Origin of the sequence: uncultured Sphaerochaeta sp., from assembly GCF_963676625.2 — a bacterium.
GTDB lineage: Bacteria > Spirochaetota > Spirochaetia > Sphaerochaetales > Sphaerochaetaceae > Sphaerochaeta.
Genome location: NZ_CAXXYB010000010.1, coordinates 152,461 through 171,271, shown reverse-complemented (window position 1 = coordinate 171,271; position 18,811 = coordinate 152,461). Strand labels below are relative to the sequence as shown.

Genomic DNA, 18,811 nt, shown 5'->3' with positions numbered 1-18,811 from the left:
CCATGAAAATAAAGATGTAGGGAAAAACAAGGCATCTTTACCTATGATGGTGATAATTAATATTTTACCATGATAATGAATTGGAATAAAATTTCCTGCATATTTATGCAAAATGGGCAAAAAAGGTCTATAAAGGTAAAAAAATTTTCATGTGAAATGATGCACCATGCATAGACAGAGAATAAAAACTATACAAATCAATCAAAATGTATTGCTGCAAAAAGGTGATAAATCAAGATACATCCAGAATGAAAAAGCAGATACAGGTAGGTGAAGTTGTTTGCAGAGATACAAAGACTGTAGTATATTGCCGTTATGGATACCAAACCTCGTAATAGATATTTGCCGTTGCTTCTTACTTGCTGCATTCTTCTTGCCGATCAACTGTCCAAGGCTTGGATTGTCAGTCATATTCCGGAAAATACCATCGGTTATTCTTTTGGCGGTAATTTCCTCTATATCGTACATGTCCGCAATACAGCGATTGCCTTTAGTATGGGACTTGGCTTGCCTTTGGTTGTCAAATTCCTTGGGTTTATCCTGTTGCCGCTTCTTTTGCTTGTTTGTGTAGCCTATATCTTCTTCAGAAAACAGGAATATCTTACTTCGCTCCAAAGCTGGACTCTTGCCCTGTTTTTGGGTGGTGGGATGGGAAACCTGGCAGACCGTATTTTCCGTTCCTTTCGGGTTGTTGATTTTATCTCGGTAAACACCTATGGTTTTCTTGGGTTTGATCGTTGGCCGACCTGGAACATCGCCGATGCTTCGCTGGTAATAAGTGGTATACTGCTTGCACTTACTTTGCTCTTCCCTGCAAAAGGGAAAAAGGAAACAACTGATGTCTAAAAAATCGAATACCATTTGGTTCATGCTTGCCGCTACTGTCTTGAATGTATTGATCATGCTCATTCTCTTTGTAATCTGTTTTATACTGATTACCCGCTTTGCAGATCCTTCAAGCTCCTTGGTTTCCTTGTGGCTTGGGTTATCCTTTTTGGTTAGTATCGGGGGTAGTTTCTATTTGTACTCGGTTATTGTCAAATGGATGGGCAAGAAATTCAACCTGGAGGATAAGCTGGCGCCCCTGATCAGTAAACGGAAGAACAATCGCCGTCGTGAGGACTAGCAATGAATCTTCCTTCGGTCTCCTCTTTCTCCAAGATATCCTGGTTTCCCTTCAGTGATGAGCCTGTATTGCGCAGTCTCTGGTATCTTGGGCGTTTGTGTGACCCTTGTTTCTTGTTGCCCGACCAAGGACCTGACGGAAAATGGCACTTATTTGCCCATACTTGGGTAGGCCTCGAGCATTTCACCAGTGAAAACGGGATTTCCTGGGAACCTCGCAAAATGATTGAACTACGGGGACATTCCCCTTTTGTGTTTTATCAGGAAGGTGTCTGGTATCTTATCTATGAAAAGCATGATTCCTCTCTTCCTGCCTGGAACAAAGGCCATCTGAGAAGACGTGACTTTGAAAAAATCAGTTCAAGCCGTTTTGAGATGAGGTCGTCCACTGATCTTATTCTCTATAGTGAACCCAAGATAATTCTGGATAGCAAGGATATTCCCTTTGCAGGATATCATCTTGAGAAACCGCGGATTTCCCGGCCACAACTATTCAAGACAGAAGAGGGGTACAGTCTCTATTTTGGAGCTTCCCATACCATCCTTGAGGATACAAAGCAAAAAGTAACCACGTATTTTTCCTTGGCCACCTCCAAGACCCTTGAGGGACCGTATACCCTGGCCAATGGAGGCAAACCTCTTTTGGAACCCGATGCCAACGATCCTTACAGGAATATGGCCTGTGGCAGTATAAAGGTGGTGCAAGCTTCCGATGGTTTTGCCGCTTTCGAATGTGCCATTCGATGGGATAAAAAGAAAGGGAAGACTTCTTCGATTCTCCTGCAATTGGAAAGCCCCGATGGTCTTGTCTGGGCTCCCACTTTCCGGGCCGAGATACTTCCTACTCCCGAGAAAGGCTGGGCGAGCAGGTATGTGGTGAGTTGTGATGCCCGTTTCAAGACTGATGAGCAATGTTGGTATTGTTACTATTCGGCAAACGAGAAGAAAGGAATCTTTCCTGTAAGGGAGTCAATTGGACTTCTTTTGGGGAAAGACCCTTCCCTACGAAAGGTTTTTGTATAGATCAGACAGGACGTTTTCCCCAGGTAGTCATTCCTTCCCAGACAATGGTCTTGCTTTGATCCTGCTCGGTTCTCTCTATCTTATGGAATAGAACCGGATTCTCTGATTTGAAACCCAATGGATCAATACTTCCTGTATACACCGTAACATTTTCCCCAGAATAGGTTTGGCGAATCCAGGATACGTCTGCCTCGCATACCTTGAAGGTATCCCGGAACGTATTTGGAAGTGATTCCAGAGCCCAATTAAGATAGGAAATATTATTTACGTGCTGGTTGCTGTCTGAATCGAGATACTTGATGGTCGGCTTGTATACTGAGAGGGTCGTACACTCGGATGCATCATAGGTCGTCCTTCTTTTCAGTTCTGAATCCAGATTGTATTGAGGCAAATCTGCCGGTGGCTGGCCTATTTTCTTGGAAATCTCCTCTGGGCGACAAGGGCGTCCATTGCGTCCTAGATCCAGGACAGCCCAATAGGTAATGGCTGAGAAGACCGGTTTTTTGTTTTCATCATAGCCCTTGATTATTCGGGGAAGATACAAGTGCATCGGTTTCTGGGCCCAGGTTTCCACGGATATGACCTCAGGCCAGATTGTATATCGGTCGACATGGATATGGGTACGGGTAATGACCCAGGTTTTTCCTTCTTCATGAAGTTCGGGAATGCTGCAACCCCTGGCAGCTGCGTGATAACCAGCTGCTTCCTGGACTATCTCGAAATAAAAGGCAAGCCTGGCATAATAAAAACTATCTGTCTCATAGGTATAGGTCATGAACTGGCTATGGGCAACATTGTTGCCATCGATAGCCTCTATATTAAGCTTCATCTTTCTTGGTTTCCTTTTTGTTTACAAAGAACCGGAGTGTGCTTCGTCCGTATTGCCTTTCGTCATAACAGAATAGGTTGCCGATTTCTTTGGGCCAGTCTTTCTTTTCCTCGGCTGGATAATGGATGATGAACAAGCCGTTCTCTGTCAATAGGTTTGCCTTGTCAACGGCCTTTGCCAATTCAATCTTCCCGTCCATCGGAAAAGGAGGATCTGCATAGACGATATCGTATTGTCGTTTGGCCGTAGGGATGAATCTTCTTACATCGGCCATGAATAATTGGATTTGTGAATCGACCATGCTGATATTGGTCAGGATTGTTTGCTTCTTGATATGATCCTTTTCCACAAGATGTACAGGACTTGCCCCTCGTGAGGCGGCTTCGATTCCGACACACCCACTTCCGGTAAACAAGTCAAGCCAGGATTGGCCCTCAAGATTTCCCAATATACCGAATAAGGATTCTCTCATACTGTCCATGGCAGGTCGAATGACTCCAGGTGGGCAAAGAACAGTCCTTCCTCTATATTTTCCCCCGGTAATACGCACTTTTTTCTCCTTGCTTCACCAAATAATAAAAGATGCCCAATGTTTGTGCAAGGCAGGTCAGGAAACGTCCACCGATTCTTCCTCAAAGGGTGGAGATTCCAAAAGAACCCTGCGAATGACGCTATTGTCTTCATTCAGGAAAGAGGGATCCTGCAAAAGGATTCTATCCACTTCCTTGCGTGCTTGTTCAATAAGGGAAAGATCCTCGGTAAGGGAGGCGTAGTGCAGTCGCAAGAACCCGGACTGTCTGGTTCCTGTCATTTCCCCGGGTCCCCGTATCAGAAGGTCTTGTTCTGCAATGAAAAATCCATCTGTGGACTCTTTCATGACCTTGAGCCGTTGTTTGGCATCCTCACTGAGATCCTTGCCAAAGACCAAAAAACAGTATGATTGATTCTTTCCCCGTCCTACTCGTCCCCGAAGCTGGTGAAGGGCAGAGAGTCCGAAACGATCGGCATGCTCTATTACCATGCAGGTTGCATTGGGAATATCTATGCCGACTTCCACGACACTTGTCGATACAAGGTATTGCACACTTCCTTGTTGATATTGGGAAAGTATGGAGACCTTTTGATCTTCGTCCAGTTTGCTATGGATCAATGCAGACGGGACTCCAGGATACTGATTTTTCAGGAATTCAAACATATTGGTGACATCCCGCAGATCACTCTCCCCGGTATCATCGATTCTCGGGTACACGAAATATGCTTGATGGCCTCTTTGAAATTCAACGGCGATCGCCTTGTACATACGCTCCCGACTCTCTTCGCTGACTATATGGGTGACGATGGGAAGCCTTCCGGGAGGCATGGTCAGTATGGTGGAGACGTTGAGATTTCCGAATACGGTAAGCGAAAGGGTACGGGGAATCGGGGTGGCCGTCATCAAAAGCAAATCGGGTACCTCGGCTTTTTGCATCAAGGCCAGTCGTTGTTCAACCCCGAAACGATGTTGTTCGTCGATAATTATATATCTGAGATTCTTGAAGCTGACTTCCTTGGAAAAAAGTGCATGGGTACCTATGACGATATCGACATTTCCTTCTTCTATAGCCTGTAATAATAGTTTTCGTTCTTTTCCCTTGACTGAGCCGGTAAGAAAGGCGATGCGAATGCCCAAAGGTTCCAGCAATCTTGCCGCCGATTCCGCATGTTGGCGCGATAGAAGTTCTGTCGGTGCCATAAACGCTACCTGGGCTCCCGTAGAGAGCGTATGGAGGGCACTTATCCAGGCTACCAAGGTTTTTCCGCTTCCTACATCGCCTTGCAGCAGCCGGTTCATGGGAATTTCACTGTCCAGGTCTTTCCGTATCTCCTTGAGGACCGTCAATTGATCCTGGGTGAGGGCAAAGGGCAGATTCTCCATGAATTTCAATTCAAGTTTGGTGGGAATACCAGGTCCTGGTTTGGCTGACCTTTCCAGAATGGGGGTTCTTCGTCTGGAAACAAGCTGGAGGTAAAACAACTCAGAGAAAGCGAGCGTTTTCCGGGCATGCTCAAGTTCTCCCAGGGTCTTGGGAAAGTGCCAGGTCCTCAGGGCTTCGTCAAGCGAAAGCAGTGAATACTCTGTCCGTATCGAGCGGGGGAGTTCTTCTTCAAATCGATCGACCTGGGATAATACTGACGATACATCGCGACGGATTATCCTTTGGCTGAGTGTTCCCTTCAAGGGGTAAATCGGAAGTATCTTTCCGAAAGAAGAGGGAAAATCCCCTTCCTCGGTTGCAGGGAGCATTTCAAATTGCGAGCATTGCAATTCTCCCATATGGCGACTTACTGTTCCGTATAAATAGTAGATATGGCCGACTTTCAGGGTCTTTTCCAGAAAATTCCTTCCAAAACACACAAGCGATAACCGTCCATACCCTTGTCCCGAGACATCCTTTACCAATATCTTGAGCGTTCGTCTATTGGAAAATTTAGGGCCGAAGTATGTATGGGCGACGACCTCGACAAGGGTGTTGGCCATCATCCCGTCCTCCAGTTCTCCCAAGGGATGGATGGTGCTTCTGTCTTCCCAGGCACGGGGGGAGAGCGATAATAAATCGGAGAAGGTAGACAAACCAAGTTCTCCGTATCCCTTGGTTGCGGCTGGACCCACCTTTGGTAAAGAGGATAGGCTGCTTTTCAGGTTACGGAGATATTCCATGTCAATAAGGAAGTCTTGCCAAGGCGGACACTGCCAATCCAAGCACTCCTGAACAGACAAGGTAGACAATGGCAAAGAAAACCAGGGCCGTAATTACGAGCTGACGGTCATTGATGGTTTGATGCTTGTAGAATAAGTTTTGTACCCAATTGAGGATACCTCCGATCATTGTATCGAGCATCTTTATGTACTGGATTGAATTGGGTCCTCTTTTATAACAGAAAACCAAACGTATGATCAATAAAACGATGATAAAGAAAAGAATTGGACTTATGATATAGCCCCAAAGGGTTTGAAGGACAAGCCCTCCCACAAGCCCCACGGTAAGCTTTCCGTAGGTTCCCAAAAGCCTGAGCATACTTTGTGCTATGGAAAGTACAGCCAGGGCAACCAGTGGGGTGAGATCGAGTCGGCTTCTTCTCAAGGATTCTATGCCCTTGAACCAATTAAGATACGGGTCAACGATTTTTCCCAGAAAACGGGCAACGGGATTTTCCTGCATCTGTCCTGGAATTTTTATCCAAGTCAATATGATTCTCAACCAAATGCACATCGAATAGAGAGCAATGAGGGTAGCTGCAATACTTGCAATGGTCATGAGCACCTGTGACGAAGAAAACCCCCCGGGGTTTACGTCATAGGAATAGTTTTTGGTCATGTCGTTCCTCCATGTACTAAGATAGCTGAGATTTCTTCTTTAGTCGAACCATATATTCTGTACGGCAGGACTCTGTTTCACTTCACGGACAAAATCATCGCAAAAACGAACAGCAAATTCCCTGCCGCAGGCTATGGTATCCTTCGATTGATCCTCTGCACTGGTTATGATCAGTTGCAAGGAACAAAGGCCTCCAAAACTCAGGCAGATGTCGCGTAATTCAGTGATTCCTTCATTTGTGCAGAAGGATTTTTCCAGTTCGATGTGACAAGAGGACACAGCAACCGGTGCCAGTTCATTCGGGTCGGCATAGACTTGATCAATTAAATAGGATACTTTCTCGACTCCTCTCGAATTATCGAACTTCCCGGTAAAGCCATAGATTCCATCGACATGCAGGGTATCCTTGAACAGTTCATAGGATTTCGGGAAAAGAGTGGCATCGAAAGTGGCATTGAGGTCCGTAAGTTGCAAAAAGCACATGATTGAACCTTTTTTTGTCGTATACGGACGAAGGCCGGTTACCATCGCGATCATATTGGTGTTTTTCCCGAACGGAAGCTGTTCTATCTTTGCCGTATTTACCGTCACCCGTTCCTTGATGGATTGCTTGAAGGCATCCATCGGGTGTCCTGAAATATAGAACCCCAGCAATTCCTTTTCTGTTTCCAGTTTTTCCTTGAGTTCCCAGTCCTCCACAGGTTTCATGATGAACGTATCCATTTCAGCTTCCTGTTCTTCGTCAAAGAGGGAAATCTGACCAAAAGCCGTTGCTTCCCTTCTTTTCTGGACATAGGTAACGGCTGCCGAAACGTTTTCGAGCAAAGTGGGACGATTTATCCCCATGTTATCGAAGGCCCCTGCCTTGATTAGGGATTCAAGCAACTTTGAATTTGCCGCACGAGGGTCAATGCGCATAAGGAAATCCAGGAAATCCTTGAAGGGACCGTTTTTCTCGCGTTCTTTGACGAAGGTTTCGACCACAGCTTCCCCGACGTTCTTGATTCCTGCAAGGCCGTACACGATCTTTCCTTCCACGACGGAGAAATGCTTGTCCGAATAATTGACCGAGGGGGGCATTATTTCCAGACCCATATCCTTGGCAACCTGCAGGTATTCGGTGAATTTGTCAGGGCTTCCCATTTCGTTGGTCAAGTTGGAGGCCAAGAATTCAGCTGGATAGTTGGCCTTCAAAAAAGCAGTCTGATAGGCAACCACCGAGTAGGCGACGGCATGGGATTTGTTGAAACCATACCCTGCGAAAGGTTCCAGCATCTCAAATATCTCTATGGCATGTTTTTCAGACCTGCCAAGAGCTTTTGCCCCTGCGACGAATTTGATCTTCTCCTTTTCCAGGGCTGCTACCTTCTTCTTGCCCATGATACGCCTGAGAATATCGGCACTGCCAAGTGAGTAGCCTGCAATAATCTGGGCAACCTTCATGACCTGTTCCTGATACACGATAACCCCGTAGGTTGTTTTCAATTCAGTTTCCAATTCGGGGTCTGCATAGGTAATGGGTTGTTTGCCCAGTTTGCAATTGATGAATTGGGGGATGTAAGCCATCGGACCCGGTCGATACAGGGCATTGAGTGCAACCAGATCCTCTAGATTGGAAGGCTGGGCTTCGCGAAGGATGTTTTGCATTCCTGTGCTTTCAAACTGAAAGACCGCGGTGCTATCGCCCTTGCAGAGCATGGCAAAGGTCTTGGGGTCCTGTTCATCAATATCCTCGATTGAAAAGTCAGGATTCTTTTTTTTGATCAAATCTTCTGTATGCTTGAGAAGAGTCAGGGTTTTCAAACCCAGAAAGTCCATCTTGACCAGACCGCAGTTCTCGATCAGGTCCATTGTATATTGGGTGGAGATCGCCCCAGTCTTCGCATCACGGTACAGGGGAACATAATTGATCAACGGTTCTTTTCCGATTACTACCCCGGCTGCATGGGTTGAGGTATGACGATTCAAGCCCTCCAATCTTCTTGCGACATCGAAGAGTTCGGCGTAAATTCCACCTCTGGCCTCCAATTCTCCCAATTCCTTGTTCTGCTCAAAGGCCTTGGTAAGGTTCATCTTGGGTTCATCCGGGATAAGCTTACAGATATTGTTTGATTCATCGAAGGGAATATCGAGTACCCTGGCCACGTCCTTTACGACGGCCTTTGCCTTCAATGTTCCGAACGTGGCTATCTGGGCAACACGATCGGTACCGTAATGTTCAGTTACATAGTTGATGACTTCCTGTCTTCTTTCGAAACAGAAGTCGATGTCAAAGTCAGGCATGCTTACCCGTTCCGGGTTGAGAAATCGTTCGAAGAGGAGGTTGAACTTGATCGGATCAACATCGGTTATGGCTATGGAGTAGGCGACCAGGGAACCTGCTCCCGATCCTCTTCCGGGACCTACCGGGATGTCATGGGTCTTGGCCCAGTGGATATAGTCGCGAACAATGAGGAAATACCCTTCGAATTGCATCTTTATGATAATGCCAAGTTCATAGTCCAGACGTTTCTGCAACTCCGGGGTAATTTCCTTATAGCGTTCCTTCAATCCCTCGGTTGCAAGATAGGTCAGGTAGTCAGCGGTATTCTCAAACCCTTCGGGAACCTTGAATTCGGGAAGCAAAGGGCCCGGGAGATGTATTTCAATGTTACATCGTTGTGCAATCCTTGCTGTATTTGCCACTGCCTCTGGGCACCAGGAGAAGGTTTCTTCCATCTGTTGCTGGGTTTTCATGTAGAACTCTGCGTTGGGGAACCGCATTCTGTCCGGGTCGTTCTTTTTGGAGTTCGTACCGATGCAAAGCAAAAGATCCTGGGCGTTGGCATCACTTTGGTCTATATAGTGGATGTCATTGGTGCAAACCAAGGGGATTCCGGTTTCATCGCTCAGTTTCTTGAGCAAAGGGTTTGTCTGTTTTTGTTCAGGGAGGTTGTGATCCTGCATTTCAAGGTAATACCGGTTGTCATCAAAGACAGAGGCAAACCATAGGGCACGGCTTTTTGCCTCCTCATATTGGTCTTTGAGCAAGAGCTGGAGAATTTCTCCACCAAGGCAAGCCGAGAGACAGATAAGGCCTTCGTTATGTTGTTTCAATAACTCGTCATCGATCCTGGGTTTGAAATAGAAACCTTCGGTAAAGGAAATCGAGTTGAGTTCCATCAGGTTGTGATACCCTTTTTCATTCATGGCAAGGAGGATCAGGTGGTATTGATGGGTTCTCATACCTCCCGGTGCCGGTTTTTCCGTATGGCTGGGAGGGTTGCAATAGAATTCACAGCCGAGAATCGGATTTATGCCGGCCTCACGGGCTGCATTATAGAATTTGAGGGAGCCGAACATATTTCCATGGTCGGTTATGGCAAGGCTTTTCATTCCCAAAGCCTGGGCCTTTGCCATATATTTCCCAATTGAAGCAGCTCCGTCCAATAGGGAAAAATCCGTATGATTATGCAGGTGTACAAAGCCGCCTGTTTGTTGACTGATATCGATATCTTCCATGAAAACTCCCAAGGAATCAGGTAAGCAAGGCTTGTGAGTTCATACCGTGCAGGACTGATTCAAACATCCTTCGGCCTCGTTCAAGTTGCAGTTCTGTGATTGAACTGTGTTGCTTTCTGAGTTCGGCAACCAGTTCATACGAAATGGTATTTACGCGTTCCGGATTGATGGGCAGTGCTTCCCCTGACAACCTGGCTTCAATTTCTTTATTGATGTGAAAAGCCTTGTGCGGAAAGTTCATGCAGAACTTTACCTTATTGAGGGCATTTTGGGTACGTCTGGCCTGGAAAGCAAAAATGACACATTCCTGACTGTTCCGGATAGGATCCTCGACAATGATGAATCGCTGGTAATCCCCGTAATCGAGGCCAAGCCGTATTCTTGTTATGAGCATTTTGTCCGAATTGACGGCAAGATTCCCGTTTTTTTCATACAATCTGGAGATTGGTATCCATTGTGTCGATACCTTGTTTCCTTGGAATAGCTTGATTTCCACCGTCACATCCAAAACGGAAAGGGTCGTAGACAAGGAAAGCCTTAGGTTTGGGATGCTCAAGGCCCCTCCGATGGTAACTTGGCGTCTGACGATTTGTGAGGCAAGGGATTGCAAAGTTTCCAGCAAGATATCAGGCAATACAAGTTTGCCTGCATATAACAATTGGGAAGCCGTAACCATGGAACCAATTTCCACAAAGCGTTCGGTTCTTGTTATTTTTTTCAGTTCTTCCATTCCCTCGAGGTCAATGATATCTTCATTGTTTTCGCTGGGATAGTAATTTTTCTGACTCATCAGATAGGTTCCGCCGGCCCAAATCCTGGCTTTGGGGTAACGAAGGGCTATGGAATTGAATTCAGACATGTTTTTGGGAATGTGGATGGCCGGGGACCTAATTCCTTCGTACACGTTTACGCCTCCTATAACCGAGCGCAATTTCAACGATTTGGAGCATTTCTGACATATCCATGCACGTGCAGGTATTCAATGAGAGCTCCTGGACGATGTTCTTTTCGTCGATGATTTCGTCATTGTCCTGGGGGACCTGGATCCTTCCTGTAAGAGTGGAACCCAATTTCCCCGGGTGACTGTTGGTCAAGTCCTGAAGGATGGATTCAATGATAAGGGTCTTGGAAGCATAACAGTTGGGGCAAGGGTTGTTTCCTGTTGCCCTATAGGCCCTTTCTATATCCCTGTACTGCCTTGTCTTCTGAAAGCTGTCAAAGGTCCTGATAGTGGAATCCTTGAGACGAAAAGCCGGGATCATGCAACTCAAGACAGCCTCTTCATTCAAGAGGACTATGCAGTTGCCGCATCCATTGCCCTGGCAGTAACTCACGAGCGACCGATTCCCTACGTCTTCGGTGAGAATAAGCGAAAGAGGTTTGTTGGAATTGACAGAAAGAGATAGAGCCTTTCCGTCGATGGAACATTCTATTTTCATCCTTTCCCCCTCATTGCAGTCAATATGGAGTCCCCTGTAACAGGGATTTTCGGTATGTTGGAACCAAGAGCCTGTTCCAGGGCAGACAGGAAAGTTGCCGTCACTATTCCCTTGAGGGCACTGGAGAACGAGGATGAAATCTGTTCGCCATCCCCGATAAGTTTGATGTCGATGGAAAAACTCTTTCCGCTCGAGAGCAGTGCCCCGTCTTCTCTGAGTGTAGTCACTACAATATGCCTGATCTTGCTTCTGAGGCTTTGTTCATCGAATATCCTGCCGGTAGCGATGGTCAGCCAGACATTCCTTACCAGCGGTTGAAGGGTGACGGTGTCTATTTCCAATTCAAGTGCAACGGTAACCCAATTGTTGCTTAGAAAAAGAGCCGGATTCTTTCCTGCAAGCTTGTTATTTGTAACGGTCTCGCAAATGGGAAGAGGTTGCAAAAAGCGTTTTTCCCTGACCTGTGCACAAGCTCGTTGGATCTGCAACGGCATTCTCCCGCTATTTGCAGAGAGAACAGAAGGCCCGCTATCTATAAGGTCTTTTTCATCAGTTGCAAAAGAGATGTTCTCTTTCTCGACACTGAGTTCTTCACAAATTATCTGTTTCCAGATATCCGCACTCGATCCTATCGTATAGAAAGAGGTGTTGCACTCCACTTTGTCGTTTGGGTTGAGTTGTATCTGTACAGCCTGTTGTGGCAACTTGCCACAGTCTGAACTGAAGCCACCTATGCCTGGTCCACAGGCCACGGCGATACCCCTGCTGTAATTGAAAAAGGTGGACATTTTCACTCGCATCTGGGTCTGCATCTCGTAGGCGGCATTTTTACGTTGGAAATCACATCGAAGACAGGTATCACTTAGGATTTCCTTGAGTCGCGTATATTTTTCGCTTTTGATGATCTGGGTATGTCCCGTACTTTCGATGGCATATTTAACTCTCCAGAGAGCTGGGCTGTAGCCTGTGGTCTTTGCCAGGACCGAATAATGGGCTTCTGTGCAGGCAAGGGCATCACTATAGCCAAGATCCCCATAGAAATGAGCTGGCCGGAAGCTGGCCGTCTCGAAGGAGATGGCAATGGTGAGGGCATCCAATTGATACAAGGGAGTCAGCCCGGCTATCAGTTGCTTGGCCATTTCTTCACTGAATAGTGTGACGAACCCTTGGATGACCTTGACCTCGATTTGTTCTGCCAGGACCCTACCTTCAGGCAAGTACCAGGATTTTCGTTCAATATCTATGATAGGCCTGAGATTTGATATCCTGCTTTGGATTTCCACAGGACAATTTCCTTTCAGACAGGCCACAGCCGCAATGGAAGACAATACGGACGGATTGATCAACATTTCATCATGGGGGGCGTAGAAGGGAAGTTTATGGATGGTAATCTTCTTTTTTGGGAAGGATGTCACCTCACTGACCGTGTCCCTGACATGGGAAGGCCATTGGGTAGGCGTATAGATATGCAGCCTGTCATCCTCCATCTCGGCAGAGATTCGACTGATATCGTTGGACTCTCGTTGGGTGTCGGCAAAATGATAGGATCTTTTTAAGGAAAGCAAGCCTTCGGTGGCAAGGATTTTTTCCATATCCCCATACTTGTACAGAACAGGAGGATTCTTTTCTGTTTCAGGTTCTTCCAGTGGGGTCTGTTCCTCTTGCTGGAGAAGTATTTCAATTTCCTTGCTCTTGAGCTGAACCGACTCACTGTCAAAACCGAACAAGGCAAGAATAGGTTGTTCCTTGTAGGATATCTGGGAGGAGGTGAGCAAGGGCATCGATTCATCCAAAACACGTACCCTGTTGGTTCCCGGGATATCCCTGGTGGATATGAGAATGAAATTACTATCCAACTCGGGCATACGAACCTCTGCGATTTTCCCGGAATCAACCTGGGAGGAAATCACTATTCCGTGAAGTCTGTTTAGTTTTGAGTAGGATGGTTTCTTTTCTGCCATGATGTATTGGATATACTCCCTAGTACTGAAAGATATCATGTTGTACCATTATCTGCAATGAGAGACAGTCTCTCGGGGCAAACGTAATAAAAGATTGGGCAGACCACCTTGCCATGGGGACAGGGGGACTGTAAAATGCCCTCATGGAAGAAAACAAACAATCACTTCTTGATGAAGTGCTGTTGCTTTCCGGTAAGCTTTTGAATTACCAGAGAGCATATTATGTCGATAGTAGGCCACTTGTTGCCGATACGGAATATGATCGATTGTTCGATAGACTCAGCCTTCTGGAACAAGAACATCCGGAACTGAAATTTCCTGATTCCCCTACCCAGCGAGTCGGTAGTGATCTTAGTGGGGAATTTCCTGAAGTGGTCCATACCATACCGGTGCTGAGCCTGGACAAAGCTTATAGCAATGAGGCGATCCAGTCTTGGATTTCCAAGAGCCAGCAGAAGATGCAACAGGATCTCAGTTTCGTCATAGAGGAAAAAATCGATGGTGTGTCGATGGTTCTCTATTATGAAAAAGGATTGTTGGTTCGTGCCGTAACCCGGGGAAACGGGACAGTGGGAAACGATGTCACTGCCAATATCAAGACCATTTCCTCTATACCGTTGCGTTTGCCTGTTGCCGATACCCTGGCAGTCAGGGGGAAGTCTATCTACAGAAAGCGGATTTTCTCGAACTGAACAAATCCCTGGAAGTGCCCTATGCAAATCCGAGAAATCTTGCGGCAGGGACAATCAGGAGGATCAAGAGTAGTGAAGTAGCCAAGGTTCCCCTCAAGATATTTGTGTATGAAGGTTTTTGGGAAGGGGAAAAAGAAAGGTCCTTTGGTGATCATGTCATGCTTCTTTCGAAACTCAAGGAATATGGATTTCGCGTCAACCCGACCATCGGCTTGTTTTGCAAGACGGAGGAAGAGGCAGCTTCACGACTTGTCCAGGCAGGTCTGGAGGGGCACAGTGGTTCTTTTTCAAATATCCCTGCATATATCCAAACGAGGACAGATACTCGTAAAAAACTGGATTATGAAATCGACGGACTAGTGGCAAAAGTAAATGAATTGGCCCTACGCGAACAGTTTGGCTATACAGCCCATCATCCACGTTGGGCAATCGCCTATAAATTCGAGTCTCCCCAGGCTGAGACTATCGTGGAGAAAATAGATGTTCAGGTAGGCAGGACAGGAAGGGTGACTCCGGTCGCACGGGTGAAACCGGTGGCGATAGGAGGCTCTACGGTATCGAATATTACGTTGCATAATCAGGATTACGTCGACATGCTTGAATTGGCGATAGGGGATACCGTCGAGATTTCCAAACGGGGTGATGTGATTCCTGCTGTCGAACGGGTCCTGGAGAAAAATGAAATAGGACAAGGCGTATGGAAAATGCAAGAAACCTGCCCAAGTTGCCATACTCCCTTGGTCAAGATAGGGGCCCATACGTTCTGTCCGAATCCTCTCTGTCCTGACCAAATACGAGGGAAGGTCGAGTTTTTTATCGGAAAGGGACAAATGGATATAGACTCCTTTGGTCCTGAAACAGCCTCGGCCCTTATCGAGAAGGGCTTGCTCAAGGATGTCGATGATATATATTTCCTTGATTATGCAAAAGTGCTTGGCGATACACAGGGATTTGGTGAAAAGAAAATAAGTGCCATACGTGAAGGTGTCCAGAAGAGCAAGGACCAGCCTTTTCGACGGGTGCTGGTTTCTCTGGGAATCCCCGAGTTCGGCAAGAAGGCCGTGGACCTTTTGGTTTCAAGTGGCGTCAAGTCGATGGATGAGCTCTTGGAACTTGCCCGCAGTCAAAATATCGAAAAATTGGTCGCGATCAAGCAAGTGGGAGAGAAAACAGCGCGATTGTTGGTCGATAGCCTCAATGACCCGACAATGCAAAGAAGAATTGAGGCTCTACGCCTGGCAGGGTTATGTTTTGAAGAGAAGGAAAATCAAGAGCCTTTGCTCCCGCAGATATTTGCCAATCAGACTTGGTGCGTTACCGGTTCGTTTGAACAGTTCAACCCACGGACCCTTGCCCTTGAGGAAATCGAGCGTAGGGGAGGTCGTACGGTCACTTCCATCACTGGAAAGACAACCCATCTTTTGGCGGGCACAGGAGCAGGCAGTAAGTTGGCGAAGGCCGAACAACTTTCCATCAGCATCGTAAATGAACAAAAATTCCTGGAATTGCTTTCCCAGGAAGAACCCAAGGACAAAAAAGTTGCCACTGGGACAGATTTGCAAGGTGAGTTCTCTTTTTAACACTGGTTTAGTGACTTTTTTTATAGAAACGTATATACAGGTACTAGTAAGTGGAGGATCTGTCATGCATGAACTTGCCGTTGAATTGAATGAAATATTGAAAGGTACCATCGTCGATGAAATGCTTTCCGACGTCGGACGGAGAATGTTCTTTCCCAAAGGTATCGTAGCCCAGAGTGCCGAAGCAAAGCAAAAGGCTACTCGGTTCAATGCCACTATAGGTATGGCTACCTCTGGCGGGCAACCGATGTATCTTAGCGATATCTATAATCAGTTTGTCCCCGACTCTTTTACCCCTGCAGAGCTTTTTTCCTATGCAGCAGGCGGTGGGGATCCTCAGTTGCGTGCTATCTGGAAGGAAATGATGATTGCAAAGAATCCTTTGCTCAAAGGCAAGCAATTCTCCCTTCCCATTGTTACTGCCGGATTGACCCATGGCCTGAGCAGTCTGGCCCAGCTTTTTGCCCAACATGGCGATACATTGCTTATTCCTGATTTGGCCTGGGATAATTATGAGTTGATCTTCACTCAGCAGGTCGACGCCACAGTCTCGACGTTTCCCATGTACAATAAAAAGGGCGGTTTCAATGTAGAGGGAATGAAAGAGGCCCTTGCCTCCATTCCTGAGAAAAAGGCACGGGTCCTGCTGAATTTTCCCAATAACCCTACCGGGTACACTCCTACCAAAACCGAGATGGATGCCATTGCGGAGGCCTTGATTGAATTGGCTGACTCCGGTATGAAACTCATGGTTCTTTGCGATGATGCCTATTTTGGCTTGTTCTTTGAAGAGGAGACTGCCAAGGAAGGTTTGTTCGGTCGCATTGCCAATGCCCATGACAATATCTTTGCCGTCAAATGTGATGCCGCGACAAAAGAGGAGATGGTCTGGGGGTTCCGTATTGGGTTTCTCACCTATGCTTCCAAGTCCTTGACTGCCGAGCACTATGATGCCTTGAATAAAAAGAGCCTTGGGATTATCAGAAGTACTGTTTCCAACTGCGACAGACCGGGACAGAGCCTTTTGTTGAATGCAATGAAAAACGGAAAGAACTATCTTCAGGACAAGGAAAATACCAGACTTGAGATGGAGAGAAGATTCCATACCCTGGCAAAGGCCCTGAAAAAATATGAGGATTCCGATTTGTTGAAACCCTATCCGTTTAATAGTGGCTATTTCATGGCTTTCAAATGCAAGGGTAGTTCTGAAAAACTGAGGCAATATCTTTTGAACGAGTATCAGGTTGGATGTATCAATATCCAGGATACTACGCTCCGACTTGCTTATTGCTCGGTGGAAAACGATAAGATTCCTGAACTGATCGACTTGGTCTTCAAGGCCGCGGGAGAAGCATGGAATTAAAGACAAAGCTATATCTCATAGATGATGAAGGCGAAAAATTCATGGGAATTGGGGTCCTTTGGCTTTTGCAACAGGTTCGGGAACAGAAGTCGTTGAGAAAAGCGGCTTCTGAGCTTGAATTGTCGTATTCGAAGGCCTTTGCAATGATCAGGAACCTGGAGAAAAACCTTGGAGTTGCCGTCTTGGACCGGAAAAAGGGCGGAGCAAACAGGGATGGTGCAACCTTGACTCCTTTTGCCGAGGCGTTCATCTCATTATATGAGAGCTTTGAGCTTGGTGTTAAGAAACAGGCAGCAGTGCAATATGACCATTTCGGGGAACAGCTTTTCCGCTTGCTTGATTCAACGGATAAATCGAATGATATTCACGGAGGTTCGCAATGAGTTTGACTAAGATTGATTTTTCCATTCCCAACTTGGGCGAGGCAAAGATTTCCTCCCCGATTATGATGAGTACGACTCATGATGACGGTCAGGCTGATTATGTTACTGATGATGATCATATTCTCTATAGCATTGATACCGATATCGATGGTAAGGGCCATCCCGTTCCCCGACATGAGGAAACGTTGGAAGTCGCAGGACCTCGAGCCAAGATCTACTTTAATCCAGCCCATGTACATGCAGCGATTTGTACCTGTGGTGGAATCTGCCCGGGATTGAATAATGTCATTCGTGCCGTTGTCAGATGTTTCTGGTACCGTTATGGGGTCAGAAGAATCAGCGGTGTGCAGTACGGATATCAGGGTTTGCTGGAAAATAGCCCCTGGCCTTTGATTCCCCTTGACCCGGATGTTGTTGATGATATCCAGGAAAAAGGTGGTACGATTCTCGGTTCTGCCCGGGGTGGCGGAAAACAGGTCGAGGAAATTGTTGATTCCCTTGAGAGGATGAACATCAATATCCTGGTTACTGTTGGTGGCGACGGAACCCTTAGGGGTGCCTATGATATCAGCGAGGAAGTGAAAAAGAGAAATCTGAAGATCTCTGTTATCGGAATTCCCAAGACCATCGATAATGACCTGTCCTTCATCCAGAGTTCCTTTGGTGTCGATACTGCCGTGCAGATGGCCGTTCCTGTTGTTCGCTGTGCTCATATCGAGGCAAAGAATTCCATTCATGGCATTGGTCTGGTGAAAGTCATGGGACGTGAGTCAGGGTTTATCGCCGCAAACACTTCCCTAGCCCAGAGCGATGTGAATTTCTGCCTTATCCCCGAGAACCCGTTTGATTTGGATGGTCCTGAGGGATTGATGGCAAGGTTGAAGCAAAGGATTCTCGATCGCAGTCATGCGGTAGTACTTATTTCTGAAGGGGCTGGTCAGGATTTGGTTCCCTCGACAGGGGAGACCGATGCCTCTGCAATGTCAAATATCAGGATATCGGTATTTTCTTGAAGGAACGTATCATTGCCTACTTCAAGCAGGAAGGTATCGAAACCAATGTAAAATATATTGATCCTTCCTATATCATCAGAAGTGCCCCTGCTGATTCCTTCGATTCCATCTATTGTGCAAGACTTGGAGCCCATGCCGTACATGCGGCCATGTCGGGGAAGACCCAATCCCTCATTGCCCAGGTCAATAACCGATTCGTGCATCTGCCGATCAAGGTTGCGGTAAGTACCAGAAACCATGTTGACCTGGAAGGTTCCCTTTGGAGGGATGTCCTGGAGAATACCCGCCAGCCCTTCATGATGAAGAATCATAAGTAGAATTTTTCTGTTTTATGAAATGAGGCACCGCAGAAATGCGGTGCTTTGTTGCAAAAAGGTGTTGTCTTGTTTTCAAAGGGATATGCAAAGATTTGTGCATTGATGCAATAATTTTATGAAAAACGAGGGATTGTATTTTTAATTAGTGGCATTGTAACTAAAAAGAGAGAACTTTTTTATAAAAAAACCGTTAACTGCTTGATTTTTTTTCCTGTTATTTATACTGTAC

General features: G+C 46.4%; 13 protein-coding genes and 2 pseudogenes. 7 read left to right on the top strand and 8 right to left on the bottom strand.

Annotated features, from left to right (window positions below):
• Positions 1–315: 315 nt before the first annotated feature.
• The 3 genes from lspA to ACHZBG_RS16165 are packed head-to-tail and all read left to right on the top strand — an operon-like array spanning position 316 to position 2,148.
• Entirely contained in the window at positions 316–846 is a 531-nt protein-coding gene (gene lspA / locus ACHZBG_RS16175) for a signal peptidase II (RefSeq protein ID WP_320130496.1), read from the top strand.
• Positions 839–1,126 carry a leader peptide processing enzyme gene (locus ACHZBG_RS16170; RefSeq protein WP_320130495.1) on the top strand — a complete coding sequence of 96 codons (288 nt, stop codon included), beginning with the start codon at positions 839–841 and terminating at the stop codon, positions 1,124–1,126. The genes lspA and ACHZBG_RS16170 overlap by 8 nt, the downstream gene beginning before the upstream one ends.
• 2 nt (positions 1,127–1,128) lie before the next feature.
• Complete coding sequence (locus ACHZBG_RS16165) at positions 1,129–2,148, top strand: hypothetical protein (RefSeq protein WP_320130494.1); 1,020 nt, start codon at positions 1,129–1,131, stop codon at positions 2,146–2,148.
• 1 nt (position 2,149) lies between these two features.
• Here ACHZBG_RS16165 and ACHZBG_RS16160 read toward each other — a convergent pair whose 3' ends face one another.
• From ACHZBG_RS16160 to ACHZBG_RS16125, 8 genes are read right to left on the bottom strand one after another with little or no spacing between them, the layout of a single operon-like run.
• Positions 2,150–2,977 carry an acyl-ACP thioesterase domain-containing protein gene (locus tag ACHZBG_RS16160; protein WP_320130493.1) on the bottom strand — a complete coding sequence of 276 codons (828 nt, stop codon included), beginning with the start codon at positions 2,975–2,977 and terminating at the stop codon, positions 2,150–2,152.
• Complete coding sequence (rsmD, locus tag ACHZBG_RS16155) at positions 2,967–3,527, bottom strand: 16S rRNA (guanine(966)-N(2))-methyltransferase RsmD (protein ID WP_320130492.1); 561 nt, start codon at positions 3,525–3,527, stop codon at positions 2,967–2,969. The genes ACHZBG_RS16160 and rsmD overlap by 11 nt, the downstream gene beginning before the upstream one ends.
• A 57-nt stretch (positions 3,528–3,584) precedes the next feature.
• On the bottom strand, positions 3,585–5,675 hold the full coding sequence (gene recG, locus ACHZBG_RS16150) for an ATP-dependent DNA helicase RecG (RefSeq protein WP_320130491.1): 2,091 nt from the start codon (positions 5,673–5,675) through the stop codon (positions 3,585–3,587).
• A 1-nt stretch (position 5,676) separates the two neighbouring features.
• On the bottom strand, positions 5,677–6,333 hold the full coding sequence (locus ACHZBG_RS16145) for a YggT family protein (RefSeq protein WP_320130490.1): 657 nt from the start codon (positions 6,331–6,333) through the stop codon (positions 5,677–5,679).
• Positions 6,334–6,372: 39 nt separating this feature from the next.
• Positions 6,373–9,834: a DNA polymerase III subunit alpha gene (gene dnaE, locus ACHZBG_RS16140; RefSeq protein WP_320130489.1), complete on the bottom strand. Its 3,462-nt coding sequence runs from the start codon at positions 9,832–9,834 to the stop codon at positions 6,373–6,375.
• Between the two features lie 16 nt (positions 9,835–9,850).
• Positions 9,851–10,738, bottom strand: coding sequence for an FAD binding domain-containing protein (locus tag ACHZBG_RS16135; RefSeq protein ID WP_320130488.1), 888 nt, complete (start codon positions 10,736–10,738; stop codon positions 9,851–9,853).
• Positions 10,722–11,273 carry a 2Fe-2S iron-sulfur cluster-binding protein gene (locus tag ACHZBG_RS16130; RefSeq protein ID WP_320130487.1) on the bottom strand — a complete coding sequence of 184 codons (552 nt, stop codon included), beginning with the start codon at positions 11,271–11,273 and terminating at the stop codon, positions 10,722–10,724. The genes ACHZBG_RS16135 and ACHZBG_RS16130 overlap by 17 nt, the downstream gene beginning before the upstream one ends.
• A complete protein-coding gene (locus ACHZBG_RS16125) occupies positions 11,270–13,234 on the bottom strand; it encodes a molybdopterin cofactor-binding domain-containing protein (RefSeq protein WP_320130486.1) in 1,965 nt (654 codons plus the stop codon). Before ACHZBG_RS16125 ends, ACHZBG_RS16130 begins: the two co-directional genes overlap by 4 nt.
• 143 nt (positions 13,235–13,377) lie before the next feature.
• Here ACHZBG_RS16125 and ligA point away from each other — a divergent pair.
• The 4 genes and pseudogenes from ligA (at position 13,378) to ACHZBG_RS16105 (ending at position 18,582) form a co-directional block, all read left to right on the top strand.
• Positions 13,378–15,506, top strand: a pseudogene (gene ligA, locus ACHZBG_RS16120) (NAD-dependent DNA ligase LigA).
• Between the two features lie 64 nt (positions 15,507–15,570).
• Entirely contained in the window at positions 15,571–16,869 is a 1,299-nt protein-coding gene (locus tag ACHZBG_RS16115; RefSeq protein WP_320130483.1) for an aminotransferase class I/II-fold pyridoxal phosphate-dependent enzyme, read from the top strand.
• The gene (locus ACHZBG_RS16110; RefSeq protein WP_320130482.1) at positions 16,860–17,252 is read left to right on the top strand and encodes a LysR family transcriptional regulator; all 393 of its coding nucleotides are present in this window, start codon (positions 16,860–16,862) and stop codon (positions 17,250–17,252) included. The genes ACHZBG_RS16115 and ACHZBG_RS16110 overlap by 10 nt, the downstream gene beginning before the upstream one ends.
• Positions 17,249–18,582, top strand: a pseudogene (locus tag ACHZBG_RS16105) (ATP-dependent 6-phosphofructokinase). The gene ACHZBG_RS16110 and the pseudogene ACHZBG_RS16105 overlap by 4 nt, the downstream one beginning before the upstream one ends.
• Positions 18,583–18,811 lie beyond the last annotated feature (229 nt).